The following is a 16,994-nucleotide window of genomic DNA, read 5'->3' as shown; positions in this document are numbered from 1 at the left end:
TTTAATTTCCTTTATTTAGTAATGAAAAAAGTTGACCGCTAAAACAAAGCACTTCGTCACGCTGTTGATCGCTATTGTCAGCGAGCGAAACCAGTTGGGCGATCGCATCGTTTAAAATTTGCTGAGCCTTGGGCACGTTTTCCGAAGACACAGAAAAAATTACGGATTTAACGGTTCGGGATTTAACATCCGGGCTTTCAAGTTTCTTTAAAGCCAGATTTAAAACGGTTTTATGAAAGTTACGAATCGACTCATTGGGGATTCCATCCGTCGAACTAAATAACGGAGAAACATCAGACCAGCGCCCGGTATCCTTATTGATCTCTAACAGTCCCGCTTCAATCAAACGAGTCAATGAGGAGCTGATCACTGTCACCGGCACTTGCAACTTGTTGGCGATCCAGGAGTTACTGCTTTCAAAGTCCGGCATGTAAGTCAGCTCCAGAATTGCAAGGTCCACCCAGGAAGTCAGGGCCTTAAGCGCGCGTTGATTCAGGATGTGCACGTGGTTTTCTTTTTTGCGCTCTTCAAGGCGGCGTTTTGCTTCCGAGCGAATACGCGGGCTCTTTGCGTGATCTTTCGTCACAAGATCGCAAAAATAGTTTTTCTCCCAATCAGGAAGTTTAAGGTTTTGGGCAATCGAGCTTGCAAGCTTTGGTGAAAGCCCTTTCTTGCCATTTAAAACCTCAGACAGCGTTGAAGGGGAGACTTTTAAATCCCGCGCATAGGAACGCAGGGAGTACGAGGCGTTGGCCGCCGTACGCTCGACAAATATTTCATTGAGGATGGATCTATAGTCAATTCTCATGAAAGGGAACTTAGTTGAAGCATCCAATGACTGGCAAGCGGAAAGCGAACGAAGTGTTCGCGCAGGTTCGCTTTTCATACAAAAACAAAAAAGCCCTCCGGGTATCCCTGGAAGGCTTTTGAAAACGTTAACTTGTGGCTAACAATTAAGAGTTGTGTGGCTCTTTGTTAGTTTGAGTTTGGTTAACTTGCTGACCCTGGTTTTGGTTGTGAGTCACTTGCTGGTTAGGATTTACTTCCTTCACGTCAGCGTCGATTTCGTTCAAACCTTTTTTGAAGCCACGGATCGCTTGACCCAAAGACTGGCCCAATTGAGGCAATTTGCTTGGTCCAAAAAAGATCAGGAAGATAAGTGCGATTAAAAGTAAGTGTGTAAGACTCAATGAACCCATTTTATTCCCCTAACAACTATTAAGAGTTGTGTGTTTCTTTTTGGCTTTGTGTTTGATGAACTTGCTGGTTTTGTTGTTGGTGTTGCACCTGTTGGTGCGTGTCCTTGATGTCTTTTGGATCAACATCAATTTCATTCAAACCTTGCTTGAAACCACGGATGGCTTTGCCTAGGGAAGATCCCAATTGAGGAAGACGGCTTGGTCCGAAGAATACCAAAAAGATCAAACCAAGTAATAGAAGATGTGTAACGCTAAACTCACCCATTGAAAACTCCTCCCAGAGCTTTATTTAAGTCTACACGTTTTAGACCGCTCAGGGAGGAAAATCAATACAAGACTGGGGCCTATTGGGCTGTAGTCTCGCTAATTTCGTTCTGGTCCTCGAGGGCACTTTCGACCCCTAGCGGCACGTCGTTAGCCGGCTTAAGAGCTACAACCGGTTCGTCAGAAGTGGGAGCGATCACTGGAGCTGCCTCAGTTTGAGTCACTTCCTTCGTTGGAAGCTGTTTAGCCACGGCTGGAGCGGCTTTCGGTGCTGTATTCGCAGTGTTATTCGCATTCACATTTGCAGAGCCGCCTTTTTTAAGGGCCTTCAATTTCTTGTCATACTTGGCTTTCACCGCAGCCAGGTCTTTTTGATAGGCTTCGCGGATCGCGTTAACTTGGGCCGTGTTGTATTCATTCATGCAACCAGAATAAGTGGATGCTGCGATTTCCTTCGCCTTTGAACGACACATTAATTCGCCGGAAGCTGGAACCTGGTTTGAAGCTGCTGCGAACGTATTGTTGGCAAATAGAATTGTGAAAACAAAAGACATAACGGTTTTCATAAAGTCTCCCATTGAAAATCTTGAAAAACCTACTCCAAGTTTCGTGCCTGTTTCCGTGAACACCAGCTGGAAGATGAGCACCCCGAGGCAGGTGTTTTTTTCAGGGTTGGTCACCAAATCGTCACTTGGGGAACGTCTACTTTTGTAAGCGGAAAATGGTTTGATCGACTGATACTGCTCTCTGTTTATTCCGATAAATGAGTACACTGGGAGAAGTGAAATGATTCGGAACGTAACAGCCTTCATCATTCTTATTCTTTCTGGCGTCAGCGCATTTGCCGACCAGACTTGGTCTTCCGGCCCTCAGTCGCCAGGCACTTATACCGGCATCACAACCATCACTGGGACGACTGTCACGCTTGCTGCGGGAACGTACAATTTCGACACTCTTATCGTGAATGGAACTGCATCAGCCTTGGGTAATACGGGGTCCAATATCGGCGTCACTATCAACGCCACGACCGTCACGATCACTGGGTCACTTCACGCAGATACAAATGGAAACCTTGCCAATGCAGGTACCGGTCGCGGGTACTCTGGCGGAGGAGGGTCTTATGGGGGGCTCGGTGGCAACGGTCCCTCCTATTCGGATAGCCAGGCACCTTATGGAACTGTTTTAAATCCCAGTGGCTTGGGATCCGGCGGTGGCTCGTATGCAAATGCCGGGGGTAAGGGTGGTGGTTCCATCACTCTGAATGTGACCGGTACCCTGACAGTGAACGGGAACCTGTCTGCCAAAGGCGGAAACGGAGTTGCTGCGGGTGACGGGGGTGGTTCGGGTGGGACCTTAAACATCACCACTTCGGTATTCACAGGCAACGGCACAGTTTCAGTCAGCGCAGGTAACGGAAATGGGGCCGGCGGTGGTGGGGGTGGAGGTCGAGCCTCCATATCTTATTCAACGTCGAACTCTTACAGCGGAACTTACAGTGCGGCTGGAGGTGCAAGTACGATTCAAGCCGGCACACCCGGCTCGTTTGTCGTTTTGGATTCGGTGAATAATGATTTACTCATCCCCACGACGGCAAGTGTGACTGCAACAGAAATGACGTTCCGAAATATCACGATTGCCAGTGGTGCAACCTTGAACGTCAGTTCAATGGGAGCTGCTGCGCAATCTGGCACTGGGGCTGGAAACTCTCAGACTGGTGCCAGTTACGGAGGCATCGGTGGTACTGGAGGCGGAAGTATTCCGCCTAACACGTACGGTTCTGCATTGGTGCCGGTTGATGTTGGTTCCGGTGGCGCGAACTACATGCGTAAGGGTGGCAATGGTGGTGGCGCCATTAACTTGATTGCGACGGGCACCTTGCAAATCGATGGAAGTATTTCTGCCAACGGTGCAAATGGCTTTCAATCCGGAGACGGCGGTGGTTCTGGTGGCAGCGTTTACCTGCGCAGTGGAAATCTTGCGGGTGCTGGGAGCGTAACCGCGAATGGTGGAAATGGCAGCGGCGCTGGAAGCGGCAGTGGCGGCGGAGGTCGAATCAGCATTTCGTTCAGTGGCGTGAATTCCTTTAGTGGAACTATTGGTTCCGCCGGAGGAACAACCGGGAATGTGGGCCGAATTGGTTCTGCATTGATAATTAATTCTGCGACCAATAGTTTGTTTGTGATTTCAAATTCAAGTTTGCCCACTGGCGAGTACACATTCACGAATGTAACCATTAATTCAGGTGCCACGTTGGCAGCGGATGGTTTGGGTTCAAGACCTCAAACTGGAACCGGTGGCGGTGGCGGTACTGTTGGCGCAGGTTACGGCGGGTACGGTGGTAACTACACTAGCGGGGCACTAGGACAAACTTATGGCACCGTCGTGGAGCCAACGGAATTAGGCTCTGGTGGTGGCTCCTATATGGGCATGGGTGGTCATGGTGGCGGCGCTTTAAAGCTAAACATCTCGGGCACTCTGTCACTCAGCGGAACGATCTCATCGGGTGGGTTTAATGGCAGATCCAGTGGGGATGGTGGAGGTTCCGGTGGCAGTCTTTGGATAACTGTTGGAACCATTACCGGCAGTGGATCTTTAAATGCCATCGGTGGCAATGGTGCTGGCTCCGGCGGCGGAGGTGGTGGTGGCCGTATTTATGTTAAGTACACCACGAATAGTTTTTCTGGAGCGTTGAATGTGAACGGCGGAACGGGTGGATCACCAGCAGCCGGCAGCGGAACTGCGCTTATGGTGGGATCTGCAGGTGGTCTCGCGTGTATGAATCCTATTTCAGTGACGATTGATGCAGCTGACTTTCCAACAACCGCCGGGGATATTTCAATTTCCAACGGGTGCACACTGACGTTGTCTGGAGATGTACAGGCAGGATCCATTTCGGTGACCGGTGTCAGCGCTTCAGTAAAATCAAATTTAATTGTCAAAGGAAACATCACCGCCACGGGTGATCTTAGTTTAAGCACCTACAGTGTCATGAAGTTTCTTGTAACTCCAGTTACGTACGTCGGCTACACACTTCAAGCAGCAAATATCAGCATTGATGCCACCAGCTCCGTGAATTCAGATGCACTGGGGTATCCACAAAATGAAGGACCTGGAAAGGCTTCTGCTTGGGGCGGAGCCGGTCATGGTAACATCGGGGGGCGCCATGGCAATGGTTCGGATGGAGGACCTGCGTACGGCACTCCCATAGATCCCATCACTGTCGGTTCCGGCGGGACAATTTATAATCAAGCGGGCGGTACAGGTGGTGGTGCTATTCGCATGGTGGCCACAGGCGCTTTTACAATCAATGGGACGATCACCGCGAATGCGACGAATGGTGTGAATGCGGGTGATGGCGGTGGATCCGGCGGAAGTATTTCGTTGTTCGCGGGTTCTTTTGCAGGGGCGGGACAAATCAGCGCTATCGGTGGAAATGGTGGGAATACCAGTTCGGGCGGTGGCTCTGGCGGGCGCATTTATTTAAACTACAGTTCCACGAATTCTTATTCGGGTGGATTCAATGGCAATGGCGGAACTCCAACAGGACTTGTCGGAACAATCCTTGTTGTGAAAAGCAGTACGAATGATTTGTTCATTCCAGTTTCTTCTTCATTGGATGCAGGAACCTATTCATTTAACAACGTAACCATCGCAAGTGGTGCAACATTAAACCTGGATGGAATGGGATATGCGGCAACGGCTGGCCCCGGTGGGGGTGTTGCACAGATGGGCGGCGGTTACGGCGGTAATGGTGGTTATTCACAAAGCACTTATGGATTGACCTATGGAACCGCCGTGAATCCGACAGAAAAAGGTTCTGGAGGCGGCAATTACACTTCTGGTGGTGGACGGGGTGGTGGCGCATTGAAGCTGAATATTTCTGGTACCTTCACAATCAACGGCGCTCTTAGCACTAACGGGCAAGCGGGTGTCGCCAATGGTGATGGTGGCGGTGCTGGCGGCAGTATCTGGCTTGATGTTGGTACCATTACCGGAGCAGGCACCCTGGCAGCCAACGGAGGTAACTCCACAAATGGTGGTGCCGGTGGTGGTGGTCGTATTTACGTGAAATACACGACCAACAGTTTTACCGGAGCTGCCACGGCGTCACCGGGAACTGGAAGTGCGGGACTAACTCCTATCGCGTCAGCGGGAACTGTTTTGTTCGCAGGTGCGGGTGGAGGACTTTCCTGTTTCACCGCGAACACTATTATTCTAAGCAGTAGTGAACTCAGTGGCGGCGGTCCGATTTCAGTGAGCGGTGGTTGTAAGTTAACGGTGAATGGAGATTTAAACGCGGCCTCTGTTTCCGTGAGCGGCAGTGGAACGGTGTACACTCAAATTGGCCATCTACTTGTTGCGAGCACGATTGATGTGACTTCTTCCGGATCATTGGTGATGGGTGGCGATGCAATCTTAAATAGAGGTTACACAGTTGCAGCAGCTTCTATCAATATTGGTGCTGGGGCTACGATCAACGCCAATGGTATGGGTTATTCAGCTGGTGCAAGTGGTGCCGGAGCTCCGACGGGTTCTGCAACTTATGGTGCCGGCGGCGGTAACGGCGGTCGGGGAGCGAGTTCTTTAACGGGAGCAATCGCTACCGGTGGTGCGAAGTATGGTTCAGTTTATCAGCCAACAACGTGGGGCTTTGCTGGTTCTACGAGCGCAGCTTATGGTGGTGTCGGAGGTAAAGGGGGAGGAGCCATAACTTTTGTGGTTCCTGGCACATTTACTATCAACGGAACCCTGTCTGCGAACGGTGCTGCAGGGGCTGCAACCGGTGGCGGTGGTGGTGCGGGCGGAAGCTTATGGCTTACTGTAGGCACGATCGACGGAACGGGGACAGTGACCGCTAATGGAGCCAACGGGAATGGCACGAATGCCGGAGGCGGCGGCGGTGGATACATTTATGTTTTCTATTCGGGATCAAAAATCTTGACCGAGTCCAATTGTACCGTCGCACGCGGAACCGGTGGTAATACCGGCGCAGCTATTTCCACAGTTGGCGAAATCCTGTTTACAACTTATGCGCAGACGGCGACCAAGCTGACGTTCTTAACTCAGCCTTCCAGTCAGGTGCGAAAGAATTCTGTGTTGCCAGCGCAACCTTCTATCGTTTCACAGGATGCTTCCAATAATATCGTGGCAAGCTTCACTGGTCCTGTGACTTTGACAGCGTTCACCGATGCAGCTTGTTCCACTCCTGCGGGTGGTTCGCTGACTCAAGCGGTGACTGCGGTGAATGGAGTATTACTTTACTCGGGCGTGAAGTACGATTCTGTTGGCGTGATTTATATGAAGGCGACCTCAGGTGGTCTAACAAGTGCGTGTTCGTCCCAAGTCATCGTTGGTGGAGAAAAAGCGACTCAGTTGGTATTCACAACTCAACCCTCGTCACCCGCAACCGCCGGTGTTAACTTTTCCACACAGCCGGTTGTGACGGCTCAGGATGCTGGGGGCAATACAGATATTCTTGCCGGGCAATCATATTTGAGTGCTTTCAGTGACGCTGCCTGCACTGTGCCACTTGCCGGGGGAACTTTGTCAGGAAGTGGTTCTGCAAGTTTGGGTGTGACCACATATAGCGGAGTCAACTATACCAAAGCGGGCACTTTGTATTTAAAAGCCTCGCAAACTTTGGAAGGTGCAAATCTAAGTGGGTGTTCTTCCGCCGTCGTGGTAAATCCTGCGGCCGCATCACAGTTAGTCTTTACGGATGGTCCAAGTGGAAACGTGCAGGCGACAGTGGTGTTTTCACCGACCCCAAGTTTGGAAGTTCAGGATGCTTACGGGAATCTGATTTCTTCATCAAGTGCATCGATTACTATCGGAGCCTTTACGAATGCGGGTTGCTCGACCGCTGCCTCTGGAACATTATCGGGAGCGGGTACTTTTGCCGCTACTAATGGTCTGCTTGATGTACCAAATTTAAGTTACGACACAGTTACGTCAAATTTGCGTATCTGTGCGAAAGCCAGTGGACTCGCGACAGATTCCTTTACGATCAATATCGTGGCAGGCCCTCTGGCGAAATTGGTATTTCAGGTGAATCCTGCGGCAACGGGTGTGACCAATGTTAACTTGCGATCACCCCAAGCAATTGTCAGGGGTACAGACTCCGGTGGCAATCAGGTGGCATTTATAAATACGCCAACAGTTAAGTTCTACACGGATGCTGGGTGTACAACGCTTGCGACTCCTGATCCAGTGTATGCTGGAGGAACCACAGGCTCCGGGTCAGCCCGAGTTTATACTTTTACGTCTCTGCGTTTTCGAAATGCAGGAACGTATTATGTGGGGGCTTCGTATGGTGCATTAACCATGGCTTGTTCCAGTGCTGTGGCACTGATCAATAATGTACCGGTGTTCTTTAGGAATTATTAAAAAAAAGCCCCGACTCGCGGGGCTTTTTGAATTAGCGACGAACTGAATTTGGATCAAGAGCGTCTTGAAGACCGTCGCCCAGATAATTGAAACTAATCGTGGTCATTAAAATCAGGATACCCGGAAGGATCGCCAGGAACGGAGCCTGGTAAATCAATTCCTGGGCATTGTTTAGCATGTTACCCCAGCTTGGTGTTGGAGGCATGATCCCCAGACCCAAGAACGACAAAGCAGCTTCAAACAAAATGGATTCACCAACACCCAAAGTGATGGAAACCAGAATCGGTGCGATCACGTTCGGGAACATATGGCGAACGATGATCGAGCTGTCTTTGGCACCAATGGTTCTTGCTGCCAAAATAAACTCGCGCTCGCGCAGAGACAGAATATTTCCGCGAACCAAACGTGCAACAGTCATCCACGAGAACAGGCACAGAATGATCACCATCTTAAAGACGGACTCGTTCTGAGTACTGACGATGGCATTTAAAACCGGAAGCTTGGTAAAGTCGATGGCTGCCATCACGATCAAAACCGGAATAGTCGGCAAACTTAACAAAGAATCCGTCACACGCATTAGAACTGTGTCGATCCAGCCGCCATAATACCCCGCAAGACTTCCGATCAATAGACCGATCAATGCAGATGCGATGGCTACCAGAACACCCACACCCATGGAAACACGCGTTCCATAAACCAGACGGATGAAAACATCACGACCCAATTCGTCGGTACCGAATAAATGGAAAGTTTTAAAACTATTGAATTCTTTTACCAGTTCTTTGGTCTCTGGAATTGCCAGGGACTTAAAGATACTGATCGCTTCCGGAACTTCTTTTGCGCCAACTTCATAGATCGCATCAATTTCCGGAACCGAAACAAGACCTTTTTCCACCAAAGCTTTTTGAATTTTATCAGCGGCTTCCGGGTTTGCATTGATGAACTTTTCAATTTCAGTTTCGCGCACATCGGGACCCGCTTGAGTCGCCGTGAAAGGTGCCATATAGCGGTTCGCAACGTTTTGTGCGTCGGGATCAAGTCCGGTGATTTGCTCGATTTGATTTGCGAAAACCGCAATCAACATAAAGAAAGCAATGACGATGGCCCCTGCCACCGCCAAAGTATGGCGTTTAAATTGACGCCATACCATTTTCCACATCGGCATGGCCTTGTCGATTTCGGCGCGGTCTTTGTCGGTCAATGCTGTAGATACGTTCACAGTATTCATAGTTAATTCACTTCCTGACATCTCGACCTACTTGTATGCGATACGTGGATCTGCAAAGCCATAAGCGATATCGGCAACCAGGTTCATCAACAGAACCATGCTTACGGAAATCACGAATGAAATCATCGCAACATTATAGTCATTACCAATGATAGAGTCGTAAACCAGTTTACCGACACCTTGGTAAGCAAATACTGTCTCAGTCAACAATGCGCCCGAGAACAAAGTGGAAATGCTTAACGCCAGGATCGTGATCAATGGAATCAAAGCATTGCGGAACGCATGCTTCCAGATCACAGTTTTATTGTTCAAGCCTTTCGCGCGTGCTGTGCGGATGAAATCATTGCGCATAGCTTCGCTCATCGCTGAACGGGTAAAGCGGGAGAATCGTCCGATTTGTTGGATCGACAAAGATAGCACTGGCAATACCAGGTACTTCGCGCGGTCCATCACCTCGGCCCAAAAGCCCATGTTTTCGACCCCGATGGTTTGCGTCCCCCCAGCCGGGAAGATTGGGAATTTAACCGCGAAAATAATAATTAAAACGATAGCCAGCCAGAACGAAGGAATGGAAATGCCGGCAAAAGAAAACAGATTCATAAAGTAATCTGTTTTTGAGTTCGGTTTCAAAGCTGAAACCACACCCAGTGGAACCGCAATCAAAATTGACAAAGTCAAAGATGCTGCAGATAGGATGAAGGTGTTCCACAAACGGGGGCCCATCAATTCCTGAACGGGCACACGGTAAGTACGGCTATAGCCCAAATCGCCAGTCACCAGGGACGCGATCCAGTTGCCATAGCGTTTGTAAATTGGTTGATCCAAACCATACAATGACTTCAGACGGGCCACGTCCTCAGCTGTGATTTTAGGATTGGAGGCCACCATCATGTCCACCGGATCGCCGGGCATTAGGCTCATAAGAACAAAAACCACGTAGGATAGAACGACTATCACAGCGAGTGTTTGCAAAATGCGACGAGTGATAAATGTAGTCATGGGTAGCCTCTCTTAAAAACGAATTACAAAGACCAATCTTCGATATAGTTAGTTTCGTAGAATTGGTGGCCGGACATTTTATAGTTCTTAAGATTTTTAGGAACGATGGAAATGTCAGAGCGGTAGTACAAAGGAAGCACTGGTACGTCCGAAGTGTACTGTTTCAAAATATCGTGAACCAAAGCCGTGCGTTTTTTCGCATCAAACTCCAGATCCAAAGCATCCAGGTCTTTATCAACCTGTGGATTTACCCAGCCCATATAGTTTTGGCCAGACCAGCCGTTTTTGTCGGATGGAATTGCTTTAGATGACAAAGTCGAGCGCGGGGAGTTTTCCGGAGAAGAAACCCAGGCAAACAATGCCAAGCCCTCAAACTTACGTTTAGACATTGTGTCGCCAAAGAAAACGCGGGCCGGCTGGTTCTTAACCAGAACTTCGATACCGTTTTGTTTCCATTGGTTTTGCAGGTAAACCTGAACCAACTCACGAGTTTTGTTGCCCGCAGTTGTTTGGAACGTCAAAGAAAGGCGTTTGCCGTCTTTGGAACGGAAGCCATCAGCACCCATTTTCCAGCCAGCTTCATCCAAAAGTTTACCAGCAGTGCGCTTGGAGTACGGATACAAAGTCACAACTTTAGGATCTTTAGTGAACCAAGGATCTTTAGGAGAGATGTTGTGAACAGCCACTTCCTGGCGGCCCTCGAACAGAGCTTTTACCAGGTCATCGCGGTTGATGGAGTTTAGAAGAGCTTTACGAACTCGAACATCCTTCAAGATCGGGTTGTCCAGGTTCAAATCTATGTGTTCGTAAGTTACAGAAGGAACAAACGTCACAGCGAAAGGCAGGTTTTCTGCTTTTACTTTTTTCTCGAAAGCCAAAGCCTGGTCAAAGTCCATACCCAGAACAGAAACCATGTCGATCGTGCCGGAACGAAGATTTGCTTCCATTGTTCCAGTACTTGCAATCAACTTAACGATTACTTTTTGGATTGCAGGTTTTTTGCCATAGAAATGTGGATTTGGTGCAAACGCCACGTGAGAACCCAGTTTAACTTCAGTGATCACATATGGACCGCTGTAAAGACCTGGGTTGGTGGGATTACGAACATAGTTAGAGTTCTTTTCGTAACCTTCTTTAGCTTTGCTGTGTTTTTCAAATACCGGAAGTTCCAGGTGCGCTGGCACTGGGAAGAACTGAGCCAATTGATAGAAGCTCCAGATGGCTTTGTCGTATTTGAACGAACATTTTTTTGGATTTTTTGGATCAATGTCGATTTTCTCAACCTGAGTCCATTGCTCTTTTTCACCAACTGCTACATTCGGAGAAGTTGCGATCTTTTGAGAAGCGATGAAGTCTGCGCAAATAACCGGTTTGCCGTCGCCCCATTTAGCGCCATCGATGATTTCCCAGTTAGCGACGATTTTCTTTTTGCCGCCTTCTTCGATAATTTTAGCTGTGCCTTTTTCAAGGGAAGGAATTTCTTTCGCCAATTGTGGAACCCATTTTCCGTCAGGAGTCAGGTTCACCAGGGAACGACCTACCATGCGGTACATGTAAGCAGAAGCTGACATGGACATGATGATCGGGTTCAGGGTTTCAAATTCCTGAGAGATACCGATTTTAAGTTCGGCATTCGACGGAGCCGCTGAAGCTTGAGCACAAAGTCCCAAGGCCGCTCCTAGCAACAATCCTTTTGCAAGTTTATTCAACATTCGTTTCTCCTTGTTGATTTCAAAAACAGTGGGGGAGCGGAGGTCGCTTACAAGAAGCGACGTGTTTCCAACTCTTCGACGATCGACAGGGCGCCTTTTTTCATGGCTTTCCCCAAAACACCCGTGAGCTTGTCGCTGATGGATTGTTTCTGTTCGAACTTAATTTTAAGAACCTGGTGCTTGTCAGCCAAAGTCATCAGGTAGTCATCGCTCGTGCGAATTTCATCCACCAGACCTTTCGTGATCGCCTGTTCGCCGTACCAGTATTCACCCGTGGCAACTTCTTCCAGATTCAAATTTGGACGGAATTTGGAAACAAAGCCCTTAAACAACACATGAGTGTCTTCAAGTTGCTGTTTGAATTTTTCCTCACCCTTTGGAGTGATCTCGCCCAGCAGGCTTACGGTGCGTTTGTATTCGCCAGCAGTGTATTCTTTAAAGTCCACGTCGTGTTTTTTAAGGGCACGGTGCAGGTTCGGAATCTGTGCAACCACGCCGATGGAGCCGACGATAGCAAAAGGCGCGCACAGAATTTTGTTCGCTGTCACAGACATCAAGTAACCGCCGGAAGCAGCCACTTTATCTACGCACACGGTCAAAGGAATGTTTTTTTCACGAACGCGCAGGAGCTGAGAAGCCGCCAGGCCGTAACCGTGAACCACGCCGCCCGGGCTTTCCACGCGAACAACCACTTCATCCTGCGGAGTTGCGATCGTAAGAACTGCCGTGATCTCTTCACGCAGATTTTCTACAGCAGAGGCTTTCACGTCGCCTTCAAAATCGACCACGAAGATCTTTTTCTCGTGTCCTTGCGCCTTTGAGTCGTGAGCTTTACGTTCTTCTTTAAGTTTTTTCTTAAGTTCCTTGCGCTCGGATTTAGAAACCGTGTGCGCTTTAAGGAGATTGCGGAAGCCCTTGTATTTCTTATGCAAAAGTTCCACTTCAACTTCTGTTTTGTGGCCGGCTTTGGCGGCAAGGATTGCAATGACAATGATGACTGCCAAAATAGCAAAGAGGATTAGAAAGGTCTGTGCTGCGAAGATTCCGATGCTCTGCATTGCGTCCATGGTGACTCCTTGATGCAAGGGCCTACGTTATTAAGTTATTGGACAAAGGTCGAGCATCTTTTTTTGTTTGCTCAAAAAAAAGGAAGCGTCCTGATAGACTGGGTCAAGAATGAATCCTCCTCGCAGCCTTCTTCTTATTTTATCTCTTACTTTGTCGGCGACGCTTGCTCACGCAACGGATGCCGAGGAAACTCGCTTGCGCGGTTTTGCTGAGCATCAAAAGCGCTTGGAGCGCTTCGATGAGGCCCGTGAAGGTTCCAAGCAAGCCTATATGGAAGAGGAAGAGCAGTGGTTGAGCGAAAAGGACCGTGATCGTGCGGCCTATATTCGTAACAAACCTAAAGCCGTCGCAGTCCGTGACGAAAACTCCGCAGAATACAAAGCCTGGGAGCGAGAGAAAAAAGCCGAAGAGAAGGCCTACAATCAAGCTCGAGACGAGTACAGCGCGCGCGCCCACAAGATGGAAAAGTTAGACCGCGAAGCGAAAGGTTTACCAACGCTAGCGCAAGAACTGGGTTTGGATGAAGAACGTCCGCGTTTTGATTTTGCAAAGCGTAACTTTGGAACGAAGAGTGCGGCGTCTGGAACTGGTTCGGGTCGTGGTAGCAGCTTTGGCGGGAATTCCTCGTTCCCTCCGCCACCGACGTTTGACGACTTTAGCGATGGCTACGTGCCAGCTCCAAACATTCAGCCCGAAGACTTCGGCGACGTGCCACCGCCACCTCCGCCACCCATGGTGCCGGATTTCGATGGCAACTTCAGTAACGGTTCGGAATTCATTCCGCCGCCACCACCTCCACCAGGAAATTTCGACGGCGACTTCTAAACGTAACAGTTCCCTTTTTGGAGGGCGCTGCGTCGATTTAGGAATTCATCAATTCTTCGGTTGTCAGGCCGGAGTGTTTCTTTACTCCGTTCATCAGGTACCAAAAGATACCCATCAGGAAGATCATGGAAGGAACCATAATGATCGCCATGGACCAAGTGGTCATCTTGGCGATTTGCTCATTTAAGATCACGGATTGAGCTTCGGCTGTTAACGACGTATCGATATCCAGAAAGATGGATCTGGCCAAAACGAAATTCAAAATGGCACTGAGTGCGAACGACAATGAAAGCAACATGGTGGATTTTCTCATGTGCTCGTGGAATTCGGTTTTCTTACCGTGCTCGGCCAGTTTCTGCTCAAGCAAATCCACTTTCATCACGTTGGGATTTAAGAACAGGCTTTCGATAAATGGTTTTTTTGTGTAGGCCGAGCCAAACACGAAGATACCAACCAGGGCAGGGAAGGCAGCTTCTTTAACCGCGAACCAGAATCCATGAATGCCAACGAAAGCCAACCCACCAGTCAATCCAACGTTTAGCAAACCTAAAATGGAAAAAGCATTTACTTTACGGCGCTTGATCAGATCATAGATTCCGTAAATCAGCGGAAACGCCAAAGCCAAAATCAACGCATAGCCGGGCCCAATATGCTTTGTCAGTTTGTTCAGAATTAAAACTGGCAACAGGATATTGAAGATTAAATTAAGCCACGAGTTTTCAGGTTTTGTTTGTGCTTTGGTGTCAGTCATCGGAGTCTATCTTTGTCGCCTTCATCAGAAAATGCAAATCCCAAAAGGTACGCCGTACCTTTTGGGGGTGCACCGCGAAAGATTGTACTTCCGCAGTGCAATAGATTAGCTCGGATTGATGTTTTTTTAGGCGTGATCGTACATGCGATCTTCGAATGCCGCCAAGGCCGCTTTCGCACCCTCGCCCATAGCAATCACGATCTGCTTGTACGGAGTCGTAGTGACGTCACCAGCAGCGTAAATACCTTTCACATTCGTGCGGCATTTTTCGTCCGTAATGATCTCACCAAACTTAGTCAGTTCCACGGTGCCTTTTAGGAATTGGCTGTTAGGAACCAGACCGATTTGCACAAAGACCCCATCCAAATCCAGTTTTTCCAGTTTGTTAGAGGTGCGATCCGTGTACTCAAGCTGATGAACTTTTTGGCCGTCGCCTAAAACTTTCTCCGTTTTTGCCCCTGTGATTACAGAAACATTCGGCAAGGATTTAAGTTTGTCGACCAGAATGCGGTCCGCTTTCAATTCGTTGTTGTATTCGATCACAACAACTTCACGAACGATGCCAGCCAGGTCAATAGCCGCTTCCACGCCAGAGTTTCCTCCGCCGATAACTGCAACTTTTTTACCCTTATAGAATGGTCCATCACAGTGAGGGCAGTACGCGACACCGCGGCCCATGTATTCTTTTTCACCTTCAACACCCAGCTCGCGCCATTTCGCACCGGTAGTGACGATAATAGAGTCAGCAACCATGTGTTCGCCACTTTCAAGCTCGATCGTTTTGATCTTGCCTTCAGTTTTGATGGTTTTCACACGGCGATTCTCCAAAACGCGAACAGGATAGCTGGCCACGTGTTGATTCAGCTGTGCCGCCAATTGAGGACCTTCGGTGTAAGTCACACCAATCAGGTTTTCAATGCCTTTGGTTTCCTGCACCTGACCACCGATTTTTTCTGTGATCAAAGCCGTGCTTAAACCTTTGCGAACTGAATAGATCGCTGCCGAAGCGCCCGCAGGACCGCCACCGATAACCAGAACATCAAAATGGCCCAGGTTTTTATTCGCCGGCTCCGAAGGTTCAGCAGACGCGTTGGCATCAACACCGAAAGTTTTTTCAAGCTTTTCGATCAAATCCAAAACGGAAATACGACCGGAGTGAAACATCTTGCCGTTACCAGCAAGACTTGGAACGCCCTGGATACCCAGTTTTTGAACTTCATCCTGAACATAACCGCCATCGATCACTTCATGCTTCATGTTTCCATGAGCGAGCGTGATCAGATTCAAAGCCTGCACCACCTCTGGACAATTTTCACAAGTCAAAGACATGAAAGTCTGTACAGTGATGCCTTTATTCAAACGACGAACGCGGTCTACAAGTAAGCTATCCAATAGCTTGCCTTTGCCATCTGTATTTAGAATCGCAAGAATCAGTGACGTAAATTCGTGACCGCCAGGAATGCCTTTAAAAGAAATCCCTGTGGGTTTTCCCTGGTAAGCAATATGAAACGCCGGAACCGGGGAGTGATTGTTTGAGTCTTCCGTCAACGTGATGTTGGGAGACGTGTCAGCCACATCTTTTAACATCTCAAGAAGGTCTTTGTGGTCTTCATGGGTGCTGTTGGCAATGACAAGCTCTACTGGTTTTTCCAGTTTGCCAAAAACAGAAACAAGCTGTTCGCGGAGTGATTGTTCTAACATGCGTAACCTCCTTAATAAAAAACGACTTTAAAGCTGCCATCCAAATTCTGAATAGTACCTTTAAAATCGTCGACAGGGAGAGTCGGTGCGGAGGAGAGAGCCTGCCGCACCAACATTCAGAAACGTTCAATAAACTTTAAATCCTAAGCCTGAGCTTCGGAGTTAGATTTTACCAACAAGATCCAAACCAGGTTTCAAAGTAGATTTACCTGGAGTCCATTTAGCTGGGCAAACTTCGCCTGGGTTCGCAGCGATGTATTGAGCAGCTTGAGTTTTGCGGTACAACTCATCAGCGTTACGGCCGATACCATTGTCTTGAACTTCCGCAAGAACGATTTTGCCTTCCGGGTTAACCAGGAAAGTACCACGGTAAGCCAAACCTTCTTCTTCAATGTGAACGCCGAATGCGCGAGTCAATTGGAATGTAGGGTCTGCCAACATTGGGTATTTGATTTTTTTGATTGTCTCAGAAGCATCATGCCATGCTTTGTGCGTGAAATGAGTGTCTGTAGAAACGCCGTAAACTTCTACGCCCAATTTTTGGAAATCAGCGTATTTGTCAGCCATGTCACCCAATTCAGTTGGGCAAACGAATGTAAAGTCAGCTGGGTAGAAGAAGAAGATAGCCCATTTGCCTTTAAGGTCGTTTTTAGAAACAGTTTTGAAACCGTTGTTGTGGTAAGCTTGCACTTTGAAATCAGGCACTTGCGTGTTGATGATAGTTTGCATTTATTCTCCTCAGAATAATGATGTTTGTGTAGGGGATCCTTATGGATCAATAACTTGCTACTTGGTTAGACTAGGGGATCTGAGGAATATAGTAAAATAGATTATAAATATACCTTGATAGATTTTCTCTA

At 48.5% G+C, this 16,994-nt stretch carries 13 protein-coding genes; 2 read left to right on the top strand and 11 right to left on the bottom strand.

Annotated features, from left to right (window positions below):
• Position 1 precedes the first annotated feature (1 nt).
• The 4 genes from ACLWNV_RS10565 to ACLWNV_RS10550 all read right to left on the bottom strand — a co-directional run bounded on the left by ACLWNV_RS10565 (position 2) and on the right by ACLWNV_RS10550 (position 2,029).
• Complete coding sequence (locus ACLWNV_RS10565; protein WP_413584377.1) at positions 2-886, bottom strand: TIGR02147 family protein; 885 nt, start codon at positions 884-886, stop codon at positions 2-4.
• Between the two features lie 67 nt (positions 887-953).
• Positions 954-1,199: a twin-arginine translocase TatA/TatE family subunit gene (gene tatA, locus ACLWNV_RS10560; protein WP_413584376.1), complete on the bottom strand. Its 246-nt coding sequence runs from the start codon at positions 1,197-1,199 to the stop codon at positions 954-956.
• Between the two features lie 19 nt (positions 1,200-1,218).
• Positions 1,219-1,464 carry a twin-arginine translocase TatA/TatE family subunit gene (tatA, locus tag ACLWNV_RS10555; RefSeq protein WP_413584375.1) on the bottom strand — a complete coding sequence of 82 codons (246 nt, stop codon included), beginning with the start codon at positions 1,462-1,464 and terminating at the stop codon, positions 1,219-1,221.
• A 79-nt stretch (positions 1,465-1,543) separates the two neighbouring features.
• On the bottom strand, positions 1,544-2,029 hold the full coding sequence (locus ACLWNV_RS10550) for a hypothetical protein (protein ID WP_413584374.1): 486 nt from the start codon (positions 2,027-2,029) through the stop codon (positions 1,544-1,546).
• 220 nt (positions 2,030-2,249) lie between these two features.
• Here ACLWNV_RS10550 and ACLWNV_RS10545 point away from each other — a divergent pair, with 220 nt between their 5' ends.
• Positions 2,250-7,850 carry a beta strand repeat-containing protein gene (locus tag ACLWNV_RS10545; RefSeq protein ID WP_413584373.1) on the top strand — a complete coding sequence of 1,867 codons (5,601 nt, stop codon included), beginning with the start codon at positions 2,250-2,252 and terminating at the stop codon, positions 7,848-7,850.
• 31 nt (positions 7,851-7,881) lie between these two features.
• Here ACLWNV_RS10545 and ACLWNV_RS10540 read toward each other — a convergent pair whose 3' ends face one another.
• From ACLWNV_RS10540 to sohB, 4 genes are read right to left on the bottom strand one after another with little or no spacing between them, the layout of a single operon-like run.
• On the bottom strand, positions 7,882-9,078 hold the full coding sequence (locus tag ACLWNV_RS10540) for an ABC transporter permease (RefSeq protein WP_413584372.1): 1,197 nt from the start codon (positions 9,076-9,078) through the stop codon (positions 7,882-7,884).
• Positions 9,079-9,105: 27 nt separating this feature from the next.
• Positions 9,106-10,077 (bottom strand): ABC transporter permease, encoded by a 972-nt coding sequence (locus ACLWNV_RS10535; protein ID WP_413584371.1) that lies wholly within the window; start codon positions 10,075-10,077, stop codon positions 9,106-9,108.
• A 23-nt stretch (positions 10,078-10,100) separates the two neighbouring features.
• The gene (locus ACLWNV_RS10530; RefSeq protein ID WP_413584369.1) at positions 10,101-11,789 is read right to left on the bottom strand and encodes a peptide ABC transporter substrate-binding protein; all 1,689 of its coding nucleotides are present in this window, start codon (positions 11,787-11,789) and stop codon (positions 10,101-10,103) included.
• Between the two features lie 47 nt (positions 11,790-11,836).
• Positions 11,837-12,856 carry a protease SohB gene (gene sohB, locus ACLWNV_RS10525; RefSeq protein ID WP_413584368.1) on the bottom strand — a complete coding sequence of 340 codons (1,020 nt, stop codon included), beginning with the start codon at positions 12,854-12,856 and terminating at the stop codon, positions 11,837-11,839.
• A 109-nt stretch (positions 12,857-12,965) separates the two neighbouring features.
• Here sohB and ACLWNV_RS10520 point away from each other — a divergent pair, with 109 nt between their 5' ends.
• Positions 12,966-13,682 carry a hypothetical protein gene (locus ACLWNV_RS10520; RefSeq protein WP_413584366.1) on the top strand — a complete coding sequence of 239 codons (717 nt, stop codon included), beginning with the start codon at positions 12,966-12,968 and terminating at the stop codon, positions 13,680-13,682.
• Positions 13,683-13,719: 37 nt separating this feature from the next.
• Here ACLWNV_RS10520 and ACLWNV_RS10515 read toward each other — a convergent pair whose 3' ends face one another.
• From ACLWNV_RS10515 to ahpC, 3 genes are all read right to left on the bottom strand, one after another.
• Positions 13,720-14,433 (bottom strand): VC0807 family protein, encoded by a 714-nt coding sequence (locus tag ACLWNV_RS10515; RefSeq protein ID WP_413584365.1) that lies wholly within the window; start codon positions 14,431-14,433, stop codon positions 13,720-13,722.
• A 126-nt stretch (positions 14,434-14,559) separates the two neighbouring features.
• Entirely contained in the window at positions 14,560-16,134 is a 1,575-nt protein-coding gene (gene ahpF / locus ACLWNV_RS10510; protein ID WP_413584364.1) for an alkyl hydroperoxide reductase subunit F, read from the bottom strand.
• A 162-nt stretch (positions 16,135-16,296) separates the two neighbouring features.
• Entirely contained in the window at positions 16,297-16,863 is a 567-nt protein-coding gene (gene ahpC / locus ACLWNV_RS10505; RefSeq protein ID WP_413557305.1) for an alkyl hydroperoxide reductase subunit C, read from the bottom strand.
• Positions 16,864-16,994 lie beyond the last annotated feature (131 nt).

The sequence above is a fragment of the Bdellovibrio sp. HCB274 genome (assembly GCF_047306075.1).
Lineage (GTDB): Bacteria > Bdellovibrionota > Bdellovibrionia > Bdellovibrionales > Bdellovibrionaceae > Bdellovibrio.
Note: the sequence above shows the minus strand (reverse complement) of the source record. Positions and strands in the feature narration are given on the sequence as shown.